Source organism: Mycobacterium sp. ACS1612 (assembly GCF_001667505.1).
In the GTDB taxonomy this organism is placed as follows: Bacteria; Actinomycetota; Actinomycetes; order Mycobacteriales; family Mycobacteriaceae; genus Mycobacterium.
Map to the genome: position 1 here is coordinate 27,789 of NZ_LZHZ01000066.1, position 22,016 is coordinate 49,804.

Below are 22,016 nucleotides of genomic sequence, written 5' to 3' on the forward strand. Positions count from 1 at the left end.
GGCTGTGCGTAAGTGGAAGCGGGTCGAAACCCCCGAGGGCCCGCGGTTTCGGTCCGCATTTGCCGCGCACGAGGCAGGCCTGCTCAGCAGCCTGGTGACGTCGATGCTGGGCATGCTGGAGGAACGCGAATCATCCGCTCCCGCAGACGAACTCCACGAGATCACCGGGATGAAGACCGGCAACTCCACGCCGCCGCAGGACGAAACGATGAAGCGCCTGCTTCCGGATTTTTACCGTCCGCAGAATGACCATCCCGCGGGCTCGGGCACCATGGAGAGCCTGAACAGCGCGCTGCGAAGCCTGCATGAACCCGAGATCATCAACGCGAAACGCGAAGCGGCGCAACGGTTGTTGGACACCTGCCCGAAGGGTGGCGGCAAGTTCGAACTGACCGAGGACGACGCCAACGCATGGGCGGCCGCGGTCAACGATGTGCGGCTGGCCCTCGGCACCATGCTCGACATCGGCCCGAACGGTCCCGACGCGCTGCCGACGGATCATCCGATGTCCGGACACCTCGACGTGTACCAGTGGCTGACCGTGTTGCAGGAGTACCTCGTCCTTGGCCTGATGGGCAAGAGATGAGTTCGATCACCGACGTCGGCGGCATCCTCGTCGGCCAGTATGAGCGCCTGGACGACGACGTCACGCTCGGCGCCGGCTGGGCCAGCGGCACCACCGTCGTACTCGCGCCGCCGGGCACGGTCGGCGCGGTCGACGGTCGCGGCGGAGCGCCAGGCACTCGGGAAACTGACCTGCTCGACCCGATGAACTCGGTCTGCCATGCGGATGCGATTGTGCTCAGCGGTGGCAGCGCCTTCGGGCTCGCGGCCGCCGACGGCGTGATGACCTTCCTCGAGGAGCAGGGCCGCGGTGTGGCGATGGAAGGCGGCGTGGTGCCGATCGTGCCCGCCGCGGTGGTCTTCGATCTTCCCGTCGGCGGGTGGAAGAACCGGCCCACCGCCGAGTTCGGCTACGCCGCCGCGCAGAGCGCGGGTACTGAAGTGGCCGTCGGGTCCGTGGGGGCGGGCACCGGCGCGCGCGTCGGGGCGCTCAAGGGCGGGGTGGGCACCGCGTCGGTCACGCTGGACTCCGGCGTCACCGTCGGCGCGATCGTGGTGGTCAACGCGGCGGGCGACGTGGTCGACACCGAAACCGGGTTGCCGTGGCTGGCGTATCAAATCGAGGAGTTCGGTCTGGTGTCGCCGCCCGCCGACCAGATCGCTGCCTACGCCGCCCGGCGCGCCGAGTTCAGCCCACTCAACACCACGATCGCAGCGGTGGCCACCGACGCGGCGCTGAGCCCCGCAGGCTGCCGCCGAGTCGCGGTGGCTGCCCACAGCGGCCTGTCCCGCACCATCCGCCCGTGTCACACCCCACTGGACGGCGACACGGTGTTCGTGCTGGCCACCGGCGCAATCGAGGTGCCGCCGGACCCCTTGACACCTGCATCGATGTCGCCTGAGACGCCGCTGATCACCGCGGTCGGGGCCGCGGCGGCGGACTGTCTGGCGCATGCGGTGCTGGTGGGTGTGTTGGCCGCCGAGTCGGTCGCCGGAATACCGTCGTACCGGGACATGTTGCCCGGAGCGTTCGGATGAGGCCCGGCGCAGAAAGGAACTGACGTGTTGGTGATCCGCGCCGACCTGGTCGACGCCATGGTCGCGCATGCCCGCGCCGACCATCCGGACGAGGCGTGCGGGGTGATCGCGGGCGCGGAGGGGTCGGACCGGCCCGAGCGGTTCATCCCGATGGTCAACGCCGAGCGGTCGCCGACGTTCTACCGGTTCGACTCCGGTGAGCAACTCAAGGTGTGGCGGGCCATGGACCAAGCCGACGAGGCGCCCGTCGTGATCTACCACTCGCACACCGCGACCGAGGCCTATCCGAGCCGCACCGACATCTCGTATGCGTCCGAGCCCGATGCGCACTACGTACTCGTTTCGACGCGCGATCCCGATCAACACGAGTTGCGCAGTTACCGCATCCTCGACGGTGTCGTCACCGAGGAACCCGTCAAAATCGTTGAGCAGTACTAGAAAGGCTTAGTCATGGCTGTTGAGGTTTCCATCCCGACCATCCTGCGCACCCACACCGGTGGCGAGAAGCGGGTCTCCGCATCAGGAGCCACGCTGCAGGACGTGATCAGCGACCTGGAGGCCAATTACTCAGGCATCTCCGAGCGCCTCATCGACCCCGCCAACCCTGGCAAGCTGCACCGCTTCGTCAACGTCTACGTCAACGACGAGGATGTGCGGTTCTCCGGCGGACTGGACACCGCGATCAGCGACGGCGATTCGGTGACGATCCTGCCCGCCGTCGCAGGCGGCTAGATTGACGCGCTACGACTCGCTGCTGCACGCGCTCGGCCACACGCCTTTGGTTGCGCTGCACCGGCTTTCGCCGAAGTGGGATGACGAGCCTCATGTCCGGCTGTGGGCCAAGCTCGAGGACCGCAATCCGACCGGGTCGATCAAGGATCGGCCCGCGCTGCGGATGATCGAGGACGCCGAACGCAAGGGCCTGCTGCAGCCGGGCGCGACGATCCTGGAGCCGACGAGCGGCAACACCGGCATCTCGCTGGCGATGGCCGCGCTGCTCAAGGGCTACCGGATGATCTGTGTGATGCCCGAGAACACCTCGATCGAGCGTAGACAACTGCTCGAGTTGTACGGCGCGAAGATCATCTACTCGCCTGCCGAGGGCGGCTCGAACACCGCCGTCGCGCACGCCAAAGAGCTTGCGGCGCAGAATCCTTCGTGGGTGATGCTGTACCAGTACGGCAACGAGTCCAACACGTTGGCGCATTACGAGGGCACCGGACCCGAGTTGCTCGCCGACCTGCCCGCGATCACCCACTTCGTCGCGGGCCTCGGCACCACCGGCACGTTGATGGGAACCGGACGGTATCTGCGTGAGCAGGTGCCCGATGTGCAGATCGTCGCCGCCGAACCCCGCTACGGGGAAGGCGTTTACGCGTTGCGCAACATCGACGAGGGCTTCATTCCCGAGCTGTACGACCCGGACGTGCTCACCACTCGCTACTCCGTCGGCTCCTACGACGCGATCAAGCGCACCCGCGAGCTGGTGCAGGTGGAAGGCATCTTCGCCGGCATCTCCACCGGCGCCGTGCTGCACGCCGCGCTGGGCATGGCGGCCAAGGCGGTCAAGGCGGGGGAGCGGGCCGATATCGCGTTCGTGGTCGCGGACGCCGGGTGGAAGTACCTGTCGACCGGCGCATACGCCGGTAGCCTGGACGATGCCGAAGATGCGTTGGAAGGGCAGCTATGGGCATGACGGGCCCCGGGTATCCCACGACCCAAGAGCCGAAGAAGCGGCCCGCGTGGGTGGTCGGCGGGGTCACCATCGTCACGTTCGTCGCAATTCTGTGGATCGTCGAGCTGATCGATTCGCTGTCGAACCACCGCCTCGACGACAACGGCATCCGGCCGCTGGAGACCGACGGTCTGATGGGCATTCTGTTCGCGCCGCTGCTGCATGCGAACTGGGATCACCTGATCGCCAACACCATTCCGGCGCTGATTCTCGGTTTCCTGATGACCCTGGCCGGGATGTCGCGGTTCATCTTCGCCACCGTGATCATCTGGCTGCTCGGCGGCATCGGCACCTGGTTGATCGGCAACATCGGCGCGCATTGCCCGTATGTCGGCGTCCGCTGCGAGGCCAACCACATCGGGGCCTCCGGCCTGATCTTCGGCTGGCTGGCGTTTCTGATCGTGTTCGGCTTCTTCACCCGCAAGATCTGGGAGATCGTCGTCGGCGTCATCGTGCTGTTCGTCTACGGCAGCGTGCTGCTCGGCGTGCTGCCGGGCACCCCGGGAGTGTCGTGGCAGGGCCACCTGTGCGGTGCGGTCGCGGGGGTCTTCGCGGCGTATCTGCTGTCCGGTCCGGAACGTAAGGCGCGCGAGCAACGTAAACGCAAAGCGGCGAACCCATACCTGACGACGTGAGCTCCGCAATGGCGCCCGTCGGGATCTTCGACTCCGGCGTCGGCGGACTGACGGTGGCCCGGGCGATCATCGACCAACTGCCCGACGAGGACATCATCTACGTCGGCGATACCGGCAACGGCCCGTACGGCCCGCTGACCATTCCCGAGATCCGCGCCCACGCGCTGGCGATCGGCGACGACCTCGTCTCACGCGGAGTCAAAGCGGTGGTGATCGCATGCAACACCGCGTCGTCGGCGATGCTGCGCGACGCCCGCGAGCGCTACGCGCCGGTGCCCGTCGTCGAGGTGATCCTGCCCGCGGTCCGGCGCGCGGTGGCCGCGACCAGAAACGGCCGCATCGGCGTGATCGGCACCGCGGCCACCATCGCATCGGGCGCCTATCAGGACGCGTTCGCCGCGGCCCGCGACACCGAGGTGATCGGCGTGGCATGCCCGCGGTTCGTCGACTTCGTCGAGCGCGGCGTGACCAGCGGCCGCCAGGTGCTCGGCCTCGCGGAGGGTTATCTGGAGCCGCTGCAGCGCGCGGAGGTCGACACCCTGGTGCTGGGCTGCACGCACTACCCGATGCTGTCGGGGCTGATCCAGTTGGCGATGGGCGATCAGGTCACGTTGGTGTCCAGTGCCGAGGAGACAGCTAAGGACTTGCTGAGAGTGCTCACCGAACTGGATTTGCTGCGGCCACACGACGCTCCGCAGGCCCGTCGACTCTTCGAATCGACGGGCGATCCGGGGGCCTTCACCACGCTCGCGGCTCGATTCCTCGGCCCCAGTCTGGACGGTGTTCGGCCTGTTCAACGTCACGTTGCGGCCCAAAGGTGATTTCTGTCGTGCAAACGGGCGATGTTTTCGTCAACCGGACTACGGGCATGGCAAGCTAGTGAATGTGCGAATCACCGTACTCGGTTGCTCCGGCAGTGTTGTCGGGCCTGATTCGCCGGCATCGGGGTATCTTCTGACCGCGCCCGATACCCCGCCCATGGTCATCGATTTCGGTGGCGGCGTGCTTGGTGCTCTGCAACGCCACGCCGACCCCAACTCCGTGCACGTGCTGCTTTCGCATCTGCATGCCGACCACTGTCTGGACTTGCCCGGCCTGTTCGTGTGGCGTCGTTACCACCCCACACCTGCCGCCCAGCGCGGGCTGATGTACGGCCCGGCCAACACGTGGGCGCGACTGGGTGCGGCGTCGTCGCCCGAGGGCGGGGAGATCGACGATTTCTCCGACATCTTCGATATCCGGCACTGGGTGGACAACCAGGCGGTGGAGATAGGCGCGCTTTCGGTCGTGCCGAAGTTGGTGTGCCATCCGACCGAGTCCTACGGGCTGCGGATCACCGATCCGACCGGCGCGACGCTGGTGTACAGCGGTGACACCGGCTATTGCGATCAACTGATCGATCTGGCGCACGACGCCGACGTGTTCTTGTGCGAGGCGTCGTGGACCCATTCGCACGAGCGGCCGCCGAAGCTGCATCTGTCGGGCACCGAGGCCGGCCGGGCAGCCGCGCAGGCGGGTGTGCGGGAGCTGCTGTTGACGCACATTCCGCCGTGGACGTCGCGCGAGGACGTCATCAGCGAGGCGAAGGCGGAGTTCGACGGCCCGGTGCATGCGGTCGTCTGCAACGAGACGTTTGACATCGCGCGGGCTTGAGCGCGGTCAGACCCAGCGCGGGCTGAGCGCGGTCAGACTCAGCGCGGTCAGACTCAGCGCGGGCCTGAGCGCGGTCAGACCCAGCGGTTAGGGTTGGATGGTGTCCAGACGAGAAGACGGCCGCCTCGACGACGAGCTTCGCCCGGTCCGCATCACCCGTGGTTTCACCTCCCACCCGGCCGGTTCGGTGCTGGTGGAGTTCGGCGAGACCAGGGTGATGTGCGCGGCGAGCGTGACCGAAGGCGTGCCGCGCTGGCGTAAGGGCTCCGGGCTCGGCTGGCTGACTGCCGAATACGCGATGCTGCCGGCCGCCACCCACGAGCGCTCCGACCGCGAGTCGGTCAAGGGCCGCGTCGGCGGGCGCACGCAGGAAATCAGTCGGCTGGTCGGCCGGTCATTGCGCGCGTGCATCGATCTGGCGGCACTGGGGGAGAACACCATCGCGCTCGACTGCGATGTGCTGCAGGCCGACGGCGGCACCCGCACGGCGGCGATCACCGGCGCGTACGTGGCGCTCGCCGACGCGGTCACGTACCTGGGCGCGGCGGGCAAGTTGTCGGATCCGCGGCCGTTGTCGTGTGCGATCGCGGCGGTCAGCGTCGGGGTCGTCGACGGCCGCGTCCGCGTCGACCTGCCGTACTCGGAGGACTCGCGCGCCGAGGTAGACATGAACGTCGTCGCGACCGACACCGGCACGCTCGTCGAGATCCAGGGCACCGGCGAGGGGGCGACGTTCCCGCGCTCGACGCTGGACAAGATGCTCGATGCGGCGATGGGCGCGTGTGAGCAGTTGTTCGCAGTCCAGCGCGAGGCGCTGGAGCTGCCGTATCCCGGCACGCTGCCCGAGTCGACGGAGCCGGCCAAGAAGGCATTCGGAAGCTGACGCACCGGCTCCAAGGATTTTCCAAGGTGTCTCACAGAGGGTGTTGCTCAACCAAAAGCAACGCCACTGAGGTGGTCTCATTGGAAAGGACACGCCATGTCTCGCACCTTCGTCGCCGCGATGGCTTCCGCGGCCCTGGTGGCCGGCGGTCTGGGCGCCGCGGCCGTGGGATTGGCCGCGGGTACCGCGCAGGCCGCCCCCTTCTGTTCGCCGTCCAACGCGAAGGAATCACCGTGCGCGCCCCCGGAGGGCCTGCCGGCCTGTAACGCCTTCGGTGAGTGCGGCCAGCTGTGGTGCCCCGGCTCGGGGATGACCGCACTGCCCGAGTGGGACACGAACGTCTGCCATACCTTCCACTTCGACCCCAACGCGCCATTGACGCAACCGATCAAGATTTCGGGCAACCCTCCGGGTCCGCCCGCGCCGCCGCCCCCGCCCTGCATCCTGTTCATCAACTGCTTGCCGGGGCTTACGCATCCCTGACCTCGCGCGCTGGCGGCTTCGCGGAAAACGGCGTCTCTAATGTGGGAGCCGTGACCGAGTTGTTGGTGGCCAGCCGCAACGCCAAGAAGCTGGCCGAGTTGCGGCGCGTGCTCGACAGCGCCGGGGTGGCGTTGACCCTGTTGTCGCTCGACGATGTCGCGCCGTTCGACGAGGCACCGGAGACGGGGGCGACGTTCGAGGAGAACGCGTTGGCCAAGGCTCGCGACGCGTTCCGTGCGTCCGGTCTGCCGTCGGTGGCCGACGATTCAGGCTTGGAGGTCGATGCGCTGAACGGGATGCCCGGCGTGCTGTCCGCACGATGGTCGGGCGGGCACGGCGACGACGCCGCGAACACCGAACTGTTGTTGGCACAACTGCGCGACGTGCCCGAGGAGCGACGCGGCGCGGCGTTCGTGTCGGCGTGCGCGCTGGTGTCCAAGACGCGTGAGGTCGTCGTGCGCGGGCGGTGGCCGGGAAGCATCGTCCACGAACCGCGCGGCAGCGGCGGCTTCGGATACGACCCGGTGTTCCTGCCGCAGGGCTGGTATCGTACCGCCGCAGAACTCAGCCCCGAACAGAAGGACTCGGTCTCGCACCGGGGCCGTGCGTTGTCGGCGCTGCTGCCTGCGCTGCGAGAGTTGGCGTCCGGCTGACCGTGCGCCGGTGCAGCGCCCAGGCCGCCGGAATCGTCATGGCCAGCGTCACCGCGATCAGCCCGGGGAGGGATCCGGTGAACAGCGGCCAACGCAGCACGACGCCCATCGTCAACGCCATGATCGGCACGTGTAGCAGGAAGATCTCATAGGAGATCTCGCCGAGCCAGATCAGTGGCCGACTGCTGAGCAGCCGGTCGTAGGCGCCCTTGGTGCCCAGTGCGATAGGCGCCACCGTGAGCGTTGCGATGGCCGCATACATCAGCGACTTGGTAACCGCGCCGGACGTGGTCGCGACGGCGAGGTAGAGAACGATCGCGATGCCGACCGGGATGGCCGCAGAGCATCTGGCGCCGGTGGCCTCGAGAACGGCCAGCGCCATGCCACCGGCGAACCACGCGATATGGGCGGGTAGCCACATGCCCGCCGAGTTCGGCAGTAGGTCGGTGGTGGAGACGACGACGAGCCACAGCGGCGAGATCGCGGCCAGTGCGGTGAGGCCGAGCAGTGTCCGTCGCGGTCGGAATGCGCCCCGCAGCACCAGATAGGCGAGGACGGGCAGCGCGGCGTAGAAGGACACCTCGACGGCGAGGCTCCACGTCTGGGACAAGCCGGTGTGCAGCAGCGTGATCAGGTAGTCGTTCGTATAGATCTGCGTGAAGGTGAGGTAACGCAGCAGCCCGTACCAGGTCTGCCCGGGGTTGGGGCCCGGGGTGAAGACGGTGTAGAGAGCGAAGACCGCCAACACCGTCACGACGTACGCGGGCAGGATGCGACGGACCCGGTGCCACGTGTACCGGCGCAAGTCGGGTGGCGCTGAGCCGATTGCGGCGGCGCGCACCCATGGGCGGAACAGCAGGAAGCCGGTGAGGACGAAGAAGATCGCGACACCGATCTCCAAGCGGGCGTAGATGTGGCCGATGTAGCCGTGACTGAGCTTGCCGGTGGCGAAGGCGGCGTGGGTGCTGACGACGAGCAGGGCCGCGACGGCACGTAGGCCCGTCAGGGCGGAAACACGTGATGGGGAAGTGGCCGTTGTCACACCGCTCGCCGGGGTGCGGCTACAGCACACCCCAGGGCTGGCTGACACTGCATCGAGTGTACCGAGCTCAGAAACCGAACTGGGTCTTGATGTTTCGCGTCTGGATGTTTTCGACGATGATGCCGACGAGCGGGACGGTGCCTGCCAGCAGCACGCCGACGGTCTTGGCGATCGGCCAGCGCACCTTGACCGCGAGGTTCGCCGTGGCGATCAGGTAGATGAAGTACACCCAGCCGTGCACGACGCCGATCCAGGTCGGTGGGTTGTCGACCTTGACCACGTAGCGGACGACGATCTCGTAGCACAGCGCGATCAGCCAGACGCCGGTCGTCCAGGCCATCACGCGGTAGGCCAGCAGCGACTTGCGGATCGTTTCGACGGGCGTGGTCGGGGCTTCGGTCATGGCGTCTTGTGTTCCTTGTCTTTGTCGGCCAGCGCGGCAAGGTAGGCGTTGTATTCGCGGAGTGTGGGGTCGTCGTCGGAAGCCGTTGCGGCTTTGGGTCGTTCGGGCAGAAGGCCGTTGGGGATCTCGGTCACGGCGTCGTGCTGTCGAGGCTCGGGCGGGGCGTCCTCGTAGCGAACGAACTTGTAGTAAGCGTAGAAGCAGAACCCGGCGAACAGCGGCCACTGCAGGGCGTAACCGAGGTTCTGGAATGTGCCCGACGTCGATTCGAAGCGGGTCCACTGCCACCAGGCCAGGGCCAGACAACTGGCGGCGGCGACGACCACCAACGCGATAAGCGCTGGTCTCCTACGCCGTGTAGTGGACACCGTTCAACGGTACCGCGCGGTCCTTGGGCCCGACGAATTCGTCCAGGCGGGCGGTTGCGGCTTTGCGGTTCGCCGAAATGCACGTTTTGTTCGGCGTCACTCGCACTTTCCCTACAAAACGTGCATTTCGGACGGAGACGATCTGCTTGCTCGACCGGTCCAGGGAATCTCGACGGCGGTGAACGGCCCCCGTTCGCTGTCCTGGCATCAAGATTTCGATCGCCTGCCGACAGCGCGTGATGATCGCCGGGCACTTCTTGTCGAGGGTGATGCGTATGGCGCCAGACTCGGCGATTACCGGAGATGAGCCATCGCCGAGTACATGCCGACCGCATGGCCTCACGCTATGCAGCGCTGGTGACAATTTGCGACGCGTCCGGGCGGTACGATCGGCACTCACGCGCGAGTGGCGAAATGGCAGACGCGATGGCTTTAGGTGCCATTGTCCTATGGACGTGGGGGTTCGAGTCCCCCCTCGCGCACCAGATGGTGGTCCGACCCTCAGCCGCGTTTGGCGAAGTACCGCTGGCCGCCGGCAGGCACCTGGCCAAGACCGGCCTTCAGCAGCGGCGCACGCACCTTCACGGGGAGCCGGAATCTGTCCTTGGGTTCGATTGCGACCACCCAGGTGAATAGGGTCTGGTCCCGGTCGGGTTCGACGATGTAATTCTCGGCGAAGCGCCGCAGAATCGGCAGCGTCGACTCGTACACATGAAACGCGTGGCTGTTGCCCTCGTCCCACCGGAAGTAGCACTCGCGCATCGTCGATCCGCCAGGAGCCTCGACCTCGCGGGTGGTACCGACGCCGAACGGCCGTGGCGTCGTCCAGGTCACCTTCTTGATCGACGGTCCCCACGCGGCCAGCGACACGTCCGACGTCAGCTGCTCCCAGACCTCCCCGGGCGTCGCGGCGAACCGCTTCTGATAGCGGAACACATGCGGGGCCGAAGAGAAGAACTCGTCCTCCGGACCGGAAACCCATTGTGCTCCGCCAGCGACCGCAACTGCTTCAGCGCGAACCGACGCCCCGCCCCGCATGCGGTATCCGCACGCCTGCCCACACGCCCTGCGCTCGCGGCGTCTCACACGCTTCCTGAGCACACCGCCACCGCCGCGGGCGTCACCGCCGACGAAACCTCATCCATCGAGCGGATCCGAAACGCGGCGTTGAAGAGCTTCGCCGCCTACGGCACCTCGGCGACATCCCTGCGGACCGTCGCTGAAGCCGCCGGTGTTTCCGTCGGGCTGGTCCAGCACCACTTCACGAACAATGCCGGACTCATCCAGGCCGTCGACGACCACGTGATGGCGGTTGTCGTCGCGACGATCTCGCAACCGATCCCACCGCCGCCCGCCGACTCAGTCGCCGAGATGAGCACGCGCGTCACCAAAATCCTGTCGGAGTATCCCGACATAGCCGACTACGTGGGCCGGGCCCTGTTGGACGGTAACCCGTTGGGAACCGCGGTCTTCGACATCTTGACCGCGTTCGGCATCGCCCGGTGGAATCAACGCGCCGAGCGCGGTGAAACGCGCCCCGAAATAGATCTGACGTGGGGCGCGCTGAACTCGCTCGTGCTCGCGCTCGGCAGCCTCATCCTGCGCAAGCACGTCGAGCGTCAACTTCCCGAACCGCTGACCGCCCCGAGCCAACTGAAGCGGTGGGAGCGGTCGGTCAACATGTTGTTGCGCGACGGGCTTTTTCGGCCCGCCGGCTGACAACTAGCTATCGACCTTGATTTCGCCCATCTCGCCCCAACCCGTCGCGCCGATCTCGGAGCTGATGATCATCGGCGTCGATGACAGCAGGGCGGGCGCCTCGGCGACGAACTTCTTGAAGTGCTCGCTGGTGACGTGCTCCTTGCCCGCATCCCCGTCGCGAAACCCCTCCACCAGAACGTATTCCGACGGATCCGTCACGCTGCGCGACCAGTCGAAGAACAGGTTGCCGGGTTCGTTGCGGGTGGCCTCGGTGAATTCGGCAACCTCGTCCATGAAGCTGTCGACGTACTGCGCCTTCGGTCGCCACTTGACCACGATGAAAATCATGCTGACTGCTCCTTAAGGGGTGAGGATGGCTCGACCGCGCACGTTGCCGTTGTCGAGATCGGTTATCGCGGACTGGAAGTCGTCGAGAGCGTACTTCTGCGTGTGCAGGTTGACGGCGCCACTCGCCGCCAGCGCCATCAAATCGCACAAGTCGTTGTAGGACCCGACCAGGTTGCCGATGAAGTTGATCTCGGTGGAGATGATGTCGATCGTCGGTACGTTGATGTTCTCGCCGTAGCCGACGACGTGATAGTCGCCGGCCCGCCGCAGCATGGCCACGCCTTCGGCCGTCGCCCCGCCTTCACCGACGAAGTCGATGACAGCCTCCGCGCCATGGCCGCCGGTGAGCGACAGCACCTGCTCCACCTGACTTCCGTCGGCAACCACGCCGTGGTCCGCCCCGATCGCTTGGGCGAGCTTGAGGGCCTCCGCATTGCGGTCCACCACAATCAATTCGGCTGGCGAAAGCGCCTTGAGCACCTGAATGCCGATGTGGCCCAATCCGCCTGCGCCGATGATGACGCACTTGTCGCGCGGGGTCAGCCGCCTCGATGCCTTCGCCGCCGCGTGATACGCCGTCAAACCCGCATCGGCCAGCGCCGCGACGTCCGACGGCTCTAGCGAGTCGTCGATCTTCACGACGCTGCGCGCCGAGGTCTTCAGGTAGTCGGCGTAGCCGCCGTTGGTGTCGATCCCCGGAAATGCGTTGGATTCGCAATGCACGTCGTCACCCGAGCGGCACGCGCGGCACAGCCCGCAGGTGATCAGCGGGTGCACGATGACCTTGTCGCCTTCGCGCACGTTGGTCACCGCCGAGCCGACCGCATGCACCCATCCGGCGTTCTCGTGGCCGATCGTGTACGGCAGCTGCACCTGTGATTTCTCCGCCCACTGGCCTTCGAGGATGTGCAGGTCGGTGCGGCACACCCCGGCGCCGCCGATCTTGACGACGACATCGAACGGTCCGGTGGGTGCCGGCACGGGAACTTCGGTCATTTGCAGGTTCTGGTGATAGCCGACAACCTGCACGGCCCGCATGGTCTCGCTCATCGCAATGCTCCTTCTTTCGGGACGAGTGGGAGTTCGTCTGGGTACCGGGTGCGCAACAGTGCGCGGCAGAAGTGCGCGTTGCCCTCGATGGAGATGCGCGTTGCGCGTGCGCGCCGCAACGCCATCGGGACATCGTCCTCGGAGTAGGCGCGGCCGTCGTGGTCCACCACCACGAAAGCATCTAAAGCTGTGGGTAACCCGAGTGCGCGACGGCGACGCAGTAACGCCGCGGTGTTGGCGTCGTCCGGTAGATCACGCAGCCGAACGTCGCCCAACGGCAGTTCGCGCCATTTCGGCTCGGCCCGCAGCAGCGCCGTGACGCATCGCTCCATCGCCGCCGTGTGGGCCTTGCGCCGGAAGGTCGCCCGCAATTCGTCGAGGCTGTTCTCTGCCTCGTGACCGAAGGTGCCGCGGTAGCCGGCGTCTGCGACCAAGCCCGCATTGATGACGTCCGAATCGTGGTGGTCGTCCAGCTCGACCACCCCCCGACGGGTCCAATCCAACTTGGCCAGAACATCTTTCGCGTCCGAGGCCATCAGGTAGGCGAAGTTGGGTGAGCAGAACGACGTCGGCAGCCGCAGATGCACCTCCACATTCCCGCCCGGCGACACCGTCAGCGAGCGAACGAAGCCCAGCGTCGTGATCGGTTCGTCGAGCTCGGGATCCATCACCGCCGCCAAAGCGGTGTAGGCGATTTCGTGCCTGCCCATATCAGGCTCCCACGAGGTTGTCGGCCCCGCGCGGGCCGACGGCGGGCTCATCGGCCGACGCCAATTGCAGCTCGGCGGGCACTTCAATGTCGTACATCTTCGCGGCGTTGAGCCCGAGGATCTTCTTCTTCTGGTCAGTGGTGATGGGTGCGTACTCGCCGAGGTCTTCGGGAATCTGGAAGTCGACGAACGCCTCGATCAACCAGCGCGGCGTCCACAGTGCGTAGTCCGACGAGAACTGGATGCGGTCTTCGCCGACCCAGTACAGCAGCTCCCCGAGGATCTGCGCGAAGTACCTCGGCCTGGTGTGGATGAACGGCATCGCCACCGCGAGCCCGGCGTGCACATTCGGCTCCTGTGTCGCGATCCAGCAGAAGTCCTCCAGTCGGGGCAGTCCGCAGTGTTCGACGACGAAATTCAGGTCGGTGAAGTCGGAAGCCACATGGTCGACGTCGGCGACGTCGAACGCGTCCCGATCCAGCGGCCGGATGGTGGGTCCCTTGTGGACGTGAATGTTGCGGATGCCGAGCTCGCGGCAGGCTTCGAAATAGCGGTACGCCCACGGATCGTCGAGTCGCCAGCCGCGCGAGTCGCCGTGCCACTCGGCGGTGTAGAGCTTGACACCCTTCAGGCCGAACTTCGCCGCATCTTCGCGAAAGCGGTCGAGCCCTGCTTCACCGTTGCGCGGGTCGAAGTTGTGGTTGTAGGTCAGTTTGTCGGGGTGCTTGGCGGCCAGTTCCGACGCCTCCTCGGTCTGCCCGAATCCCTTGTAGTAGAACTCGCCGAGGTGGGCGGGCTGGAAGATCGCGTGGTCGACGTAGCCGTCGGTGAACAGGTCTTTCATCAGCCGCTCGCCGCCCTGATAGAGGTAGTCCTCGTAGCTCCACACCTCGGACTCCGGCGACAGGTTGCGGTGGTAGTCGTAGAAGCAGTCGATGAACTGCTTGCCGTGGACGTTGCGCTGGTTCTCCGGACGCGCATCCCACAGGGCGATGTGGGCGTCGACGATGAAATAGCGTGTGTCGTCTTTGCGGTACATGAGCGGGTCCCCCTCCGAGAGGCAGGTAAACGGCTGGGTGTGACGGCTGTCACATCCTTGCGCCGACTGTATGGCCATCCAGCGGGCTGGCCGAGGCCCCGCGCGTCTCAATCTGAGACGCCGCCCGCTGATTCGATCCCCGCGAACTTGGCAGGCTTTGTAACGTGGAGCACAGTGAGGTAGGTACGTGTCGGAGGACTTCTTAGACCGCGTTCGACTGCATGAAGTGGCGCACCGCGAGGCGAGCGGTCTGTCGCAACGACTGCTGGCGTCGTGGCAGCGGAGCGAGGATTACGGCGTACCGCTCGAAGAGATCGAACCCGTCTTCACCGGCACCGAGAACCTCGGTTCACTGTTCTTCCAGTGCGGCAACGAGGTGCTGGCCGACCTGCACAGCACCCTGGCCAATGAGCCGGTCAGCATGATGCTGACCGACAGCGACGGGGTGGTGTTGTCGCGACTGTCCGGTGATCACCGATTGCTCAAGGCGCTCGACGACGTTCATCTGGCTCCGGGGTTCGGCTACGCCGAACGCGACGTCGGCACCAACGGCCTCGGCTTGGCGCTTGCCGACCGCGTGCCCACTCTCGTGCGCGCCGACCAACACTATGCGTTGAGCCTGTGCACGTTCACGTGCGCCGCGGTTCCGGTGTTCGATCCCACGTCGGGTCGGCTCGAAGGCAGCGTCAATCTCACGACGTGGTCACAGTCGTCCAGCGACCTGTTGCTCGCGCTGGCCCGCTCTGCGGCCAGCAACACCACCGCGCTGATGCTCGCCCGAGGCGAGGGGCGACACGCACGACGGACACCCCGCGGTCAGGTCTTCCGGGTCGAGGTGCCGCGGCCCGGGCCGGGATCCGGTAGCTTGCAACGACTTTCGAACGCCTGGAACAGCGCGGTGGCCCGGGCCGAACAGGCGATGCTGGCCGGCTCGATTGTCGCCGCGGTGGGTGAACCCGGCTCAGGGCGGGCGACACTGCTCGCGCAGGCGGCCCGGCACACCTATCCGCGCGATCGCATCTTGTCCGCGAGCGCGCCCGGCCCGTCGGATATCCAGACTTGGCTGGGGTTGTGGGCACCGGAGCTCGGCAAGGCCCACACGGCGGTGATCGTGCGCGACGTCGACATGCTGCCGACCTGGGTTGCGGAGCGCCTGCGAAGCCTGGTGCTGCGAGCCCACGGGTCGTCATCGGTCCCGTTCGCCCTCACAGCGGAGAGATTCGACGACATCCCGGCGGCACTGGCCAGCCTGGTGGACAGCGTTGCCCCGGTGCCGCCGCTGCGCGACCGGCCCGATGATGTGGTGCCGTTGACGCGACACATCGCGATGCGTGTTCGGGGCCGCGAGATCGACATCAGTGCGGCGGCGGCGCGGGCGCTGATGAACTACGACTGGCCGGGAAACGCCGACGAGCTGACGCGGGTGGTCTCACACGCCGCAGCCCACGCCGACGCCATCGACGTCAAACACCTGCCGCCGCAGATCTTGGCGGGCAGGACGCGCCACCTGTCCCGTATCGAGGCGTTCGAGCGAGGCGAGATCGTCCGTGTGCTCAACGACGACAGCTTGACGATGGCCGAGGCGGCCACCGAACTCGGCATGAGCCGGGCGACGCTCTACCGGAAAATCGCGCAGTACGACATCCACGTGCCACGCGAGTCCCACTGATCAGCCGACGGCAACTTCCTGCTGCTCCCCGTCGTCGGCCTGGGCGCGGAAGCACGCGATGCTGGCGGCGAAACTTATGAGCGCGACGGCACCCGACAACGCGGTGAGCGCACCGTGTCCGGCCCAGCTGGCCAGGCACACCGCGACGGCGATCACCGCGATGAAGTTCAGGAACAGTCCCGTGGTCGCGATCGCCTCGCCCATCCCGTCGTTGCTCATGGCGAAGGGATTGCCCCCGACGACCTTTGTTGAAACCCGAGCCTTTTCCGGTATGTGCTCGGAGTCTCCCCGCAGAACTGGGTGAACGCCCGGGTGAACGAACTCAGACTGTCGAAGCCAACCGCCGACGACGTCTCCTGAACCGATTGCCCTCGCCCCGCCAGCAAGGCCATGGCGCGCAGCATCCGCGCATGCAAAAGGTATGTCCGCCAAGATAATCCGATTGTGTCCTGGAACAACCGTCGCAAAGTGCGCTCCGACACCGACACCGCCCGGCCTACCTCGGCGGCCGTCACCGACGCCAGGTGTTCCTTCGTGTACGCCATCGCCGCTGACACGATCGGGTGGTCCGACGTCGGCAGGCTGAGCGGCGCTTCATGATCCAGCGCCTCGGTGACCAGATTGGCCAGTGTGCGGAAAAACGCGTCGGAGATCGCGTCGCCCTCGGGACGGTCGATCGGCCAGCGCAGCGCATAGATCATCATTTCGCGGATCAATGGCGACACGGCAAGGATGCGGGCGCGGTCGCCGCCGCCGGTGACTAGCTCGCGGTCGAACATCACCGCCACGGTTCTGACGTCCGGATTCATCGTGGCCTGGTGCTCGAGTCCGGCGGGAATCCACGCCGCCTGCTGCGGCGGCAGCAGGTAGTGCGCCGACGCCGTCTCGACCTCGACGACCCCGCCGATCGCGTACTCGATCTGATGCACCTCGTGCGAGTGCCAGCCGGTGATCAATGCGTCGCCCTCGTAGAGGTAACTGCCGCCCAGTGCGCGGCCGCCTCGGCGCAGCTCGATGACGCGTCTGGCCGATTCGGCATCCAGCCCTTTGTTGGCCGTTCCGGCGCCCAGCCCTTTGTTGGCCGTTCCGGCGCCCAGCCCTTTGTTGGCCGTTCCGGCCAAAAGTCTGTCCGAAAGCGCAGAGACGGTCACATCGCTAGACGGTACTAGTTGGGTATGCAGACTGACGACCTGATCCTGGTCAGCATCGACGACCACGTGGTCGAGCCCCCGGACATGTTCCTCAACCACGTGCCCACCAAGTACAAGGCCGAGGCGCCGGTCGTGGTGACCGACGACAAGGGCGTCGACCAGTGGATGTATCAGGGCCGACCGCAGGGTGTCAGCGGGCTCAACGCGGTGGTGTCCTGGCCTGCCGAGGAGTGGGGCCGTGACCCCGCGGGCTTCGCCGAGATGCGCCCCGGCGTGTACGACGTCCACGAACGCGTCCGCGACATGAACCGCAACGGCATTCTCGCTTCGATGTGCTTCCCGACCTTTACCGGATTCTCCGCCCGGCATCTCAACATGCACCGCGAACACGTCACGCTGGTGATGGTGTCGGCCTACAACGACTGGCACATCGACGAATGGGCAGGCTCGTATCCGGACCGCTTCATCCCGATCGCGGTGCTGCCGACGTGGAACCCCGAGGCGATGGTCGCCGAGATCCGCCGCGTCGCCGCCAAGGGCTGCCGCGCCGTCACGATGCCGGAACTGCCTCACCTGGAAGGCCTTCCGAGTTATCACGACGACGAGTACTGGGGTCCGGTGTTCCGGGCGCTGTCGGAAGAGAACGTGGTGATGTGCCTGCACATCGGCACCGGCTTCGGGGCGATCAGCATGGCGCCCAACGCGCCGATCGACAACATGATCATCCTGGCGACCCAGGTGTCGGCGATGTGTGCCCAAGATCTGTTGTGGGGCCCGGCAATGCGCAGCTATCCCGATCTGAAGTTCGCGTTCTCCGAAGGCGGCATCGGTTGGATCCCGTTCTATCTCGATCGCAGCGACCGCCACTACACCAACCAGAAGTGGCTGCGCCGTGACTTCGGCGACAAACTGCCGAGCGACGTGTTCCGCGAGCACTCGCTGGCCTGCTACGTCACTGATAAGACCTCGCTGCGACTGCGCCACGAGATCGGCATCGACAACATCGCCTGGGAGTGCGACTATCCGCACTCCGACTGCTTCTGGCCCGACGCCCCGGAGCAGGTGCTGGCCGAACTGAACGCCGCGGGCGCCGACGATGCCGACATCGACAAGATCACCTGGCAGAACGCGTGCCAGTTCTTCAGCTGGGATCCATTCGCCCGCACACCGCGGGAGCAGGCGACCGTGGGAGCGCTGCGCGTTAAGGGAGCCGACGTCGACGTGTCGATCAGACCCCGCAAGGAGTGGGCACGGCTGTACGCCGAAAAGCAGCTCGACGAGGCCTGAGAATCCGTATCTGCGGACTAAATCGCACAGAAGAACCGCATATGCGGATACGATACCGCCGTGGCTTCGATTCGAGTCCGTGAGGCTGCCGAACTTCTCGGCGTCAGCGACGACACCGTCCGGCGCTGGATCGACGACGGCAGCCTGGCCGCCGGCCAGGACGACGCGGGCCGCAAGGTCATCGCCGGTGAGGTGCTGGCCCGCTTCGCGAGCGCGAACGCCGCTGCGGCGCCGAAGGATCCGCTGAGCATCGCAAGTTCGGCGCGTAACCGCTTCGCTGGGCTGGTCACCAAGGTGGTGACCGACAAGGTGATGGCGCAGGTCGAAATGCAGTGTGGGCCTTTCACCGTCGTCTCTTTGATGAGCGCGGATGCGGTACGTGACCTCGGGCTGGAGCCCGGCAGCGTCGCCGTCGCCGTTGTCAAGGCCACCACGGTGATCGTCGAAACGCCGGGAGGACAGTCGTGAGACGGCTTGTGATAGCCGCGCTGGCTCTGGCGGCGCTCAGCGGATGCAGTTCGAACGAACAGCCGGCGTCGGCCAACACGAAGATCATCGTGTTCGCCGCCGCCTCGCTGAGGCAGACCTTCACCGACATCGGTAACCAGTTCAAGACCGAAAACCCCGGCGCTTCAGTGGAATTCTCATTCGCCGGCTCCTCGGACCTGGTTACCCAGTTGACCCAGGGTGCACCAGCCGACGTATTCGCGTCGGCCGACACCAAGAACATGGACAAGGCGGCACAGGCCGGTCTGCTCGCGGGTGCCCCAGTCAACTTCGCGTCCAATACGCTCACCATCGCTGTCGCGCCCGGCAACCCGAAGAAGATCACGTCGTTCAAAGACCTGACACGGCAAGGGCTCGACGTGGTCACCTGCGCCCCGCAGGTGCCGTGCGGATCGGCCACCCAGAAGGTCGAACAGGCAACCGGCGTCAAGCTGAACCCGGTCAGCGAGGAATCCGCCGTCACCGATGTGCTCAACAAAGTGGCGACCGGCCAGGCCGACGCGGGACTGGTTTATGTCACCGACGCGATCGGCGCGGGCGACAAGCTGGGCTCCGTGCCGTTTCCCGAGTCGGCAAGCGCGGTCAACACCTACCCGATCTCGGTGCTCGAGGAGTCCAAGAACCAGAAGTTGGCCCGCAAGTTCGTCGACCTCGTGACAGGCGAGGCGGGTCAAAAGGTGCTCAACGCAGCGGGTTTCGCGAAGCCCTAGATCATGTCCTGCTCGGTGAGCCAGCGCATGATCGGCCATCCGACGAACACCGGTAGCCAGCACGTGAGCACTCGGTAGAGCAGCACCGACGGCACCGCGATCGCGGTCGGTACACCGAACGCGGCGAGGCCACCGATCAACGCCGCCTCCACCGCGCCGACGCCGCCCGGCGTTGGGGCCGCCGACGCGAGCGTTCCGCCGACCATCGTCACGACCGTCACCGTGACGAACGACGTGTCGCCGCCGAACGCCTCGATACTTGCCCATAGCGCCAGCGCCATACCGAGAGTCGTTGCAGCACAACCAAGGACGATGATCACCAGACGCTTGGGTTCGCGGGCCAACTCTGCAAGGTCGCCCAGCACTTCCTTCAGGCGCGGACGAACCGCTGTCGCAAGCCACCGGCGAAGCGTCGGGACGAACAGGAACGCGCCGACCAGTCCGAGCAGTACCCCGCCGATCAGATACAGCAGCGTGGCTGACGGAACGAAGTGCGTCAGGTCCGCGGACGCTCCCGCGGCGGCGCTGAAAAAGATCAGCAATGCCACATGCGTGATGACCTGCACGGTTTGCTGCAGCGCAACGGCCGCCGTCGCGCGCAGTGCACCGAGACCGCCCTTCTGCAGGAACCGCGTCGACAGTGCCAGGCCGCCGACACCGGCGGGCGTGGTGGTCGCCGCAAACGTGTTGGCCACCTGCATGATCGTCAGGTTCTTGAAGCTGACCAGTCCGTCCGCGCAGGCCCACAACGCCGCTGCCGCACCGATATACGTCAGCGCCGACACCGCGAGCCCCATCAGCGCCCACCACCAGTTCGCTGTCCGCAACTCTGAAAAGAATGCGGGCACAGTGCTGATGAATGGGTAGGCGACGTAGACCAGCGCGACGAGGAGCACCAGTTGGATCACCTGCTTGCGGGTGAACCGCGTGATGGTCTCCGTCTTGATCTGATCGGCGCCGGTGCGCCGCTTCACTTCATCGCGCGCTGAGGACATCACCGCGCCGACGTCGGCCACCGACTTGCGGATGCGTGACGGCATGGCGGACTTGGTCAGTCGGCGTGATGCTCTCAGCACCACGTCCTTACCGAGGACATCGACCGCTGCGCCGACCGCCGCCTCGGCGCCGTACAGGTGCGTCGTTGTCAGCAGGAGTTGGGCGACGTCAGCCTGCAGTTGCTCGTCGGTGGCGCCGTATTCGGCGCTGCCGAAGCCGCCGAATCGCGCAGTGCCGTCGACGATCGTGATCTCCCCGGCGCGCAGGTCGCCGTGCGAGATCTGGCAGTCATGTAGCGTGCCCAGCGCCTCCCACACCCGGTCGACACAGCCCTCCTCGGTGCAGTCCGTGATCGGCGTGCCTGCCGGCGGCGTGTGCGCATAAAGGGTCCACCCGCGGTCGAGCGGGGTCATCGCCATGGTGGAGGAGTTGGCGACTCCCAGATCGCCGATCGCGATCGCCATCAACGCTCGATGCTCGACGGCGCGCTGCATGGAGGCCTGCAATGGTGACGTCTCACTGTTGCGTAGCCGCAGCCAGCGCCAGAACTGGCGCATGAAGCCGCCGCTGCGTTGATTCGGGCCGTACATCTCGACGACCGCGACCGTTTCGGGTTCGGAGGATTTGGCCGACAGCACCAACGGCCCCGCCCCTGCCGGCCGCACCACCGTCAACGTCGAGATGAGGAAGCCACGTCGAGCAAGGGCGCGCACGGCGCCGTCGAGCGGGACCTCGAGCGCGGGCGTGCCGACCGCCAGCACCACCAGCGCGCCGACGAACCAGCCGACGGCCAGCCCGAGCAGTGACCGTGCGGGCACCACCGCGCTGACGACGAGATGGATCGGCACGAAGGCCAGCAGTAGCGCCCACCACCACCGCCGCCACCGAGCGGGCAGCCACGGACCTGAGACGGTCAGCACTGCGGCCAGCATGGCGATCCAGCGTGGATCGTCGAGGAACTGCGAAAGCAGCGTGTCGAGCCGGTCGGAAAGGTCGAAATGCCATCGCGGCGCGGAGATGCCGTTGCCGGTGATCGACAGTGAGAAGAAGGCCAGGAAAGCCGCGGCGGCGTATGCGCCGAGCAGTTTCCACTGCCGCGCGATGATCAACCCGATCAGGATCGCGAACGGCAGCGCCAGGATCGCCATCCCGTAGATCAGATACACCAGGTTGGACTGGGTGGGCGTCAACACCCCGACGATCTCGGAGATCGACCGCTCCAGGGCGTCCCATTCGTTGCGGGTGATCAGCGAACTCGTGATCACGGCGGCCAGGAAGGCGGCCGCGAGGACCAGGCGCAGGATGTCGTTGGTTCGCCGGGTCAGTGGTTGCAGCAAGCTGCCGGAAACGGTGATATCCCGCCCGTCGACTCGCATGTCGGTGAATCATCG

At 66.3% G+C, this 22,016-nt stretch carries 27 protein-coding genes, 1 tRNA gene and 1 pseudogene; 16 read left to right on the forward strand and 13 right to left on the reverse strand.

The window, feature by feature from the left end; genetic code table 11:
* Window positions 1-4 precede the first annotated feature (4 nt).
* From A5724_RS28120 to rph, 9 genes are all read left to right on the forward strand, one after another.
* The gene (locus A5724_RS28120) at window positions 5-586 is read left to right on the forward strand and encodes a DUF2017 domain-containing protein (protein WP_067810085.1); all 582 of its coding nucleotides are present in this window, start codon (window positions 5-7) and stop codon (window positions 584-586) included.
* Window positions 583-1,602: a P1 family peptidase gene (locus A5724_RS28125; RefSeq protein WP_067810087.1), complete on the forward strand. Its 1,020-nt coding sequence runs from the start codon at window positions 583-585 to the stop codon at window positions 1,600-1,602. Before A5724_RS28120 ends, A5724_RS28125 begins: the two co-directional genes overlap by 4 nt.
* Before the next feature lie 24 nt (window positions 1,603-1,626).
* Window positions 1,627-2,040 carry a Mov34/MPN/PAD-1 family protein gene (locus tag A5724_RS28130; RefSeq protein WP_067810089.1) on the forward strand — a complete coding sequence of 138 codons (414 nt, stop codon included), beginning with the start codon at window positions 1,627-1,629 and terminating at the stop codon, window positions 2,038-2,040.
* A 12-nt stretch (window positions 2,041-2,052) separates the two neighbouring features.
* Window positions 2,053-2,334, forward strand: coding sequence for a MoaD/ThiS family protein (locus tag A5724_RS28135; RefSeq protein ID WP_067810091.1), 282 nt, complete (start codon window positions 2,053-2,055; stop codon window positions 2,332-2,334).
* A gap of 1 nt (window position 2,335) precedes the next feature.
* On the forward strand, window positions 2,336-3,298 hold the full coding sequence (locus A5724_RS28140) for a cysteine synthase (RefSeq protein WP_067810093.1): 963 nt from the start codon (window positions 2,336-2,338) through the stop codon (window positions 3,296-3,298).
* Window positions 3,289-3,972 carry a rhomboid family intramembrane serine protease gene (locus A5724_RS28145; RefSeq protein ID WP_067810099.1) on the forward strand — a complete coding sequence of 228 codons (684 nt, stop codon included), beginning with the start codon at window positions 3,289-3,291 and terminating at the stop codon, window positions 3,970-3,972. Before A5724_RS28140 ends, A5724_RS28145 begins: the two co-directional genes overlap by 10 nt.
* Window positions 3,969-4,793, forward strand: a complete 825-nt coding sequence (murI, locus tag A5724_RS28150; RefSeq protein ID WP_156752492.1) for a glutamate racemase — start codon at window positions 3,969-3,971, stop codon at window positions 4,791-4,793. The genes A5724_RS28145 and murI overlap by 4 nt, the downstream gene beginning before the upstream one ends.
* A 58-nt stretch (window positions 4,794-4,851) precedes the next feature.
* On the forward strand, window positions 4,852-5,625 hold the full coding sequence (locus A5724_RS28155; protein WP_067810104.1) for a cyclic nucleotide-degrading phosphodiesterase: 774 nt from the start codon (window positions 4,852-4,854) through the stop codon (window positions 5,623-5,625).
* A gap of 100 nt (window positions 5,626-5,725) precedes the next feature.
* Window positions 5,726-6,508, forward strand: coding sequence for a ribonuclease PH (gene rph / locus A5724_RS28160; RefSeq protein ID WP_067810274.1), 783 nt, complete (start codon window positions 5,726-5,728; stop codon window positions 6,506-6,508).
* Window positions 6,509-6,585: 77 nt separating this feature from the next.
* Here the strand turns inward: rph and A5724_RS34005 are convergent, their stop codons facing one another.
* Window positions 6,586-6,960: a hypothetical protein gene (locus A5724_RS34005; protein ID WP_156752493.1), complete on the reverse strand. Its 375-nt coding sequence runs from the start codon at window positions 6,958-6,960 to the stop codon at window positions 6,586-6,588.
* 72 nt (window positions 6,961-7,032) lie between these two features.
* Here A5724_RS34005 and rdgB point away from each other — a divergent pair, with 72 nt between their 5' ends.
* Complete coding sequence (gene rdgB / locus A5724_RS28170; RefSeq protein WP_197518806.1) at window positions 7,033-7,644, forward strand: RdgB/HAM1 family non-canonical purine NTP pyrophosphatase; 612 nt, start codon at window positions 7,033-7,035, stop codon at window positions 7,642-7,644.
* On the opposite strand, the gene A5724_RS28175 is transcribed toward rdgB, so the two are convergent.
* Genes A5724_RS28175 through A5724_RS28185 form a run of 3 tightly spaced genes read right to left on the reverse strand, consistent with a single transcriptional unit; the run spans window position 7,556 to window position 9,457 of the window.
* The gene (locus A5724_RS28175) at window positions 7,556-8,734 is read right to left on the reverse strand and encodes an acyltransferase family protein (protein ID WP_369830676.1); all 1,179 of its coding nucleotides are present in this window, start codon (window positions 8,732-8,734) and stop codon (window positions 7,556-7,558) included. The two genes, rdgB and A5724_RS28175, sit on opposite strands and share 89 nt — an antisense overlap.
* Window positions 8,735-8,753: 19 nt before the next feature.
* Entirely contained in the window at window positions 8,754-9,089 is a 336-nt protein-coding gene (locus A5724_RS28180; RefSeq protein ID WP_067810112.1) for a DUF3817 domain-containing protein, read from the reverse strand.
* The gene (locus A5724_RS28185) at window positions 9,086-9,457 is read right to left on the reverse strand and encodes a hypothetical protein (protein WP_067810114.1); all 372 of its coding nucleotides are present in this window, start codon (window positions 9,455-9,457) and stop codon (window positions 9,086-9,088) included. The genes A5724_RS28180 and A5724_RS28185 overlap by 4 nt, the downstream gene beginning before the upstream one ends.
* A 400-nt stretch (window positions 9,458-9,857) precedes the next feature.
* Between A5724_RS28185 and A5724_RS28190 the strand changes: the two genes are divergently transcribed.
* Window positions 9,858-9,942 (forward strand) — tRNA-Leu (locus A5724_RS28190).
* 16 nt (window positions 9,943-9,958) lie between these two features.
* Here the strand turns inward: A5724_RS28190 and A5724_RS28195 are convergent.
* Window positions 9,959-10,393 carry an SRPBCC family protein gene (locus A5724_RS28195; RefSeq protein ID WP_232005008.1) on the reverse strand — a complete coding sequence of 145 codons (435 nt, stop codon included), beginning with the start codon at window positions 10,391-10,393 and terminating at the stop codon, window positions 9,959-9,961.
* Window positions 10,336-10,574: pseudogene (locus A5724_RS35245) on the reverse strand (hypothetical protein); the annotation flags it as partial. The pseudogene A5724_RS35245 and the gene A5724_RS28195, both read right to left, overlap by 58 nt.
* 35 nt (window positions 10,575-10,609) lie before the next feature.
* Between A5724_RS35245 and A5724_RS28200 the strand changes: the two are divergent.
* A complete protein-coding gene (locus A5724_RS28200; protein ID WP_369830677.1) occupies window positions 10,610-11,176 on the forward strand; it encodes a TetR/AcrR family transcriptional regulator in 567 nt (188 codons plus the stop codon).
* Window positions 11,177-11,179: 3 nt separating this feature from the next.
* Here A5724_RS28200 and A5724_RS28205 read toward each other — a convergent pair whose 3' ends face one another.
* The 4 genes from A5724_RS28205 to A5724_RS28220 are packed head-to-tail and all read right to left on the reverse strand — an operon-like array spanning window position 11,180 to window position 14,305.
* Complete coding sequence (locus tag A5724_RS28205) at window positions 11,180-11,506, reverse strand: putative quinol monooxygenase (RefSeq protein ID WP_067810117.1); 327 nt, start codon at window positions 11,504-11,506, stop codon at window positions 11,180-11,182.
* A 12-nt stretch (window positions 11,507-11,518) separates the two neighbouring features.
* Complete coding sequence (locus A5724_RS28210) at window positions 11,519-12,544, reverse strand: NAD(P)-dependent alcohol dehydrogenase (protein WP_067810280.1); 1,026 nt, start codon at window positions 12,542-12,544, stop codon at window positions 11,519-11,521.
* An 8-nt stretch (window positions 12,545-12,552) separates the two neighbouring features.
* Window positions 12,553-13,266: an iron-sulfur cluster assembly protein gene (locus tag A5724_RS28215; protein ID WP_082965325.1), complete on the reverse strand. Its 714-nt coding sequence runs from the start codon at window positions 13,264-13,266 to the stop codon at window positions 12,553-12,555.
* Window position 13,267: 1 nt separating this feature from the next.
* Window positions 13,268-14,305, reverse strand: coding sequence for an amidohydrolase family protein (locus tag A5724_RS28220; protein WP_067810121.1), 1,038 nt, complete (start codon window positions 14,303-14,305; stop codon window positions 13,268-13,270).
* 226 nt (window positions 14,306-14,531) lie between these two features.
* On the opposite strand from A5724_RS28220, the gene A5724_RS28225 reads away from it, so the two are divergent.
* Window positions 14,532-15,974: a helix-turn-helix domain-containing protein gene (locus A5724_RS28225; RefSeq protein WP_232005009.1), complete on the forward strand. Its 1,443-nt coding sequence runs from the start codon at window positions 14,532-14,534 to the stop codon at window positions 15,972-15,974.
* Here the strand turns inward: A5724_RS28225 and A5724_RS28230 are convergent, their stop codons facing one another.
* Window positions 15,975-16,193, reverse strand: coding sequence for a hypothetical protein (locus tag A5724_RS28230; RefSeq protein WP_067810123.1), 219 nt, complete (start codon window positions 16,191-16,193; stop codon window positions 15,975-15,977).
* A complete protein-coding gene (locus A5724_RS28235) occupies window positions 16,190-17,125 on the reverse strand; it encodes a helix-turn-helix domain-containing protein (protein WP_082965327.1) in 936 nt (311 codons plus the stop codon). The genes A5724_RS28230 and A5724_RS28235 overlap by 4 nt, the downstream gene beginning before the upstream one ends.
* Before the next feature lie 24 nt (window positions 17,126-17,149).
* Here A5724_RS28235 and A5724_RS28240 point away from each other — a divergent pair, with 24 nt between their 5' ends.
* From A5724_RS28240 to modA, 3 genes are read left to right on the forward strand one after another with little or no spacing between them, the layout of a single operon-like run.
* Window positions 17,150-18,412: an amidohydrolase family protein gene (locus tag A5724_RS28240; RefSeq protein ID WP_067810130.1), complete on the forward strand. Its 1,263-nt coding sequence runs from the start codon at window positions 17,150-17,152 to the stop codon at window positions 18,410-18,412.
* A gap of 60 nt (window positions 18,413-18,472) precedes the next feature.
* Window positions 18,473-18,880 (forward strand): molybdopterin-binding protein, encoded by a 408-nt coding sequence (locus A5724_RS28245; protein ID WP_067810132.1) that lies wholly within the window; start codon window positions 18,473-18,475, stop codon window positions 18,878-18,880.
* Window positions 18,877-19,629 carry a molybdate ABC transporter substrate-binding protein gene (gene modA, locus A5724_RS28250; protein WP_067810134.1) on the forward strand — a complete coding sequence of 251 codons (753 nt, stop codon included), beginning with the start codon at window positions 18,877-18,879 and terminating at the stop codon, window positions 19,627-19,629. Before A5724_RS28245 ends, modA begins: the two co-directional genes overlap by 4 nt.
* Here modA and A5724_RS28255 read toward each other — a convergent pair.
* Complete coding sequence (locus tag A5724_RS28255) at window positions 19,626-22,001, reverse strand: lysylphosphatidylglycerol synthase transmembrane domain-containing protein (RefSeq protein WP_067810136.1); 2,376 nt, start codon at window positions 21,999-22,001, stop codon at window positions 19,626-19,628. The two genes, modA and A5724_RS28255, sit on opposite strands and share 4 nt — an antisense overlap.
* Window positions 22,002-22,016 lie beyond the last annotated feature (15 nt).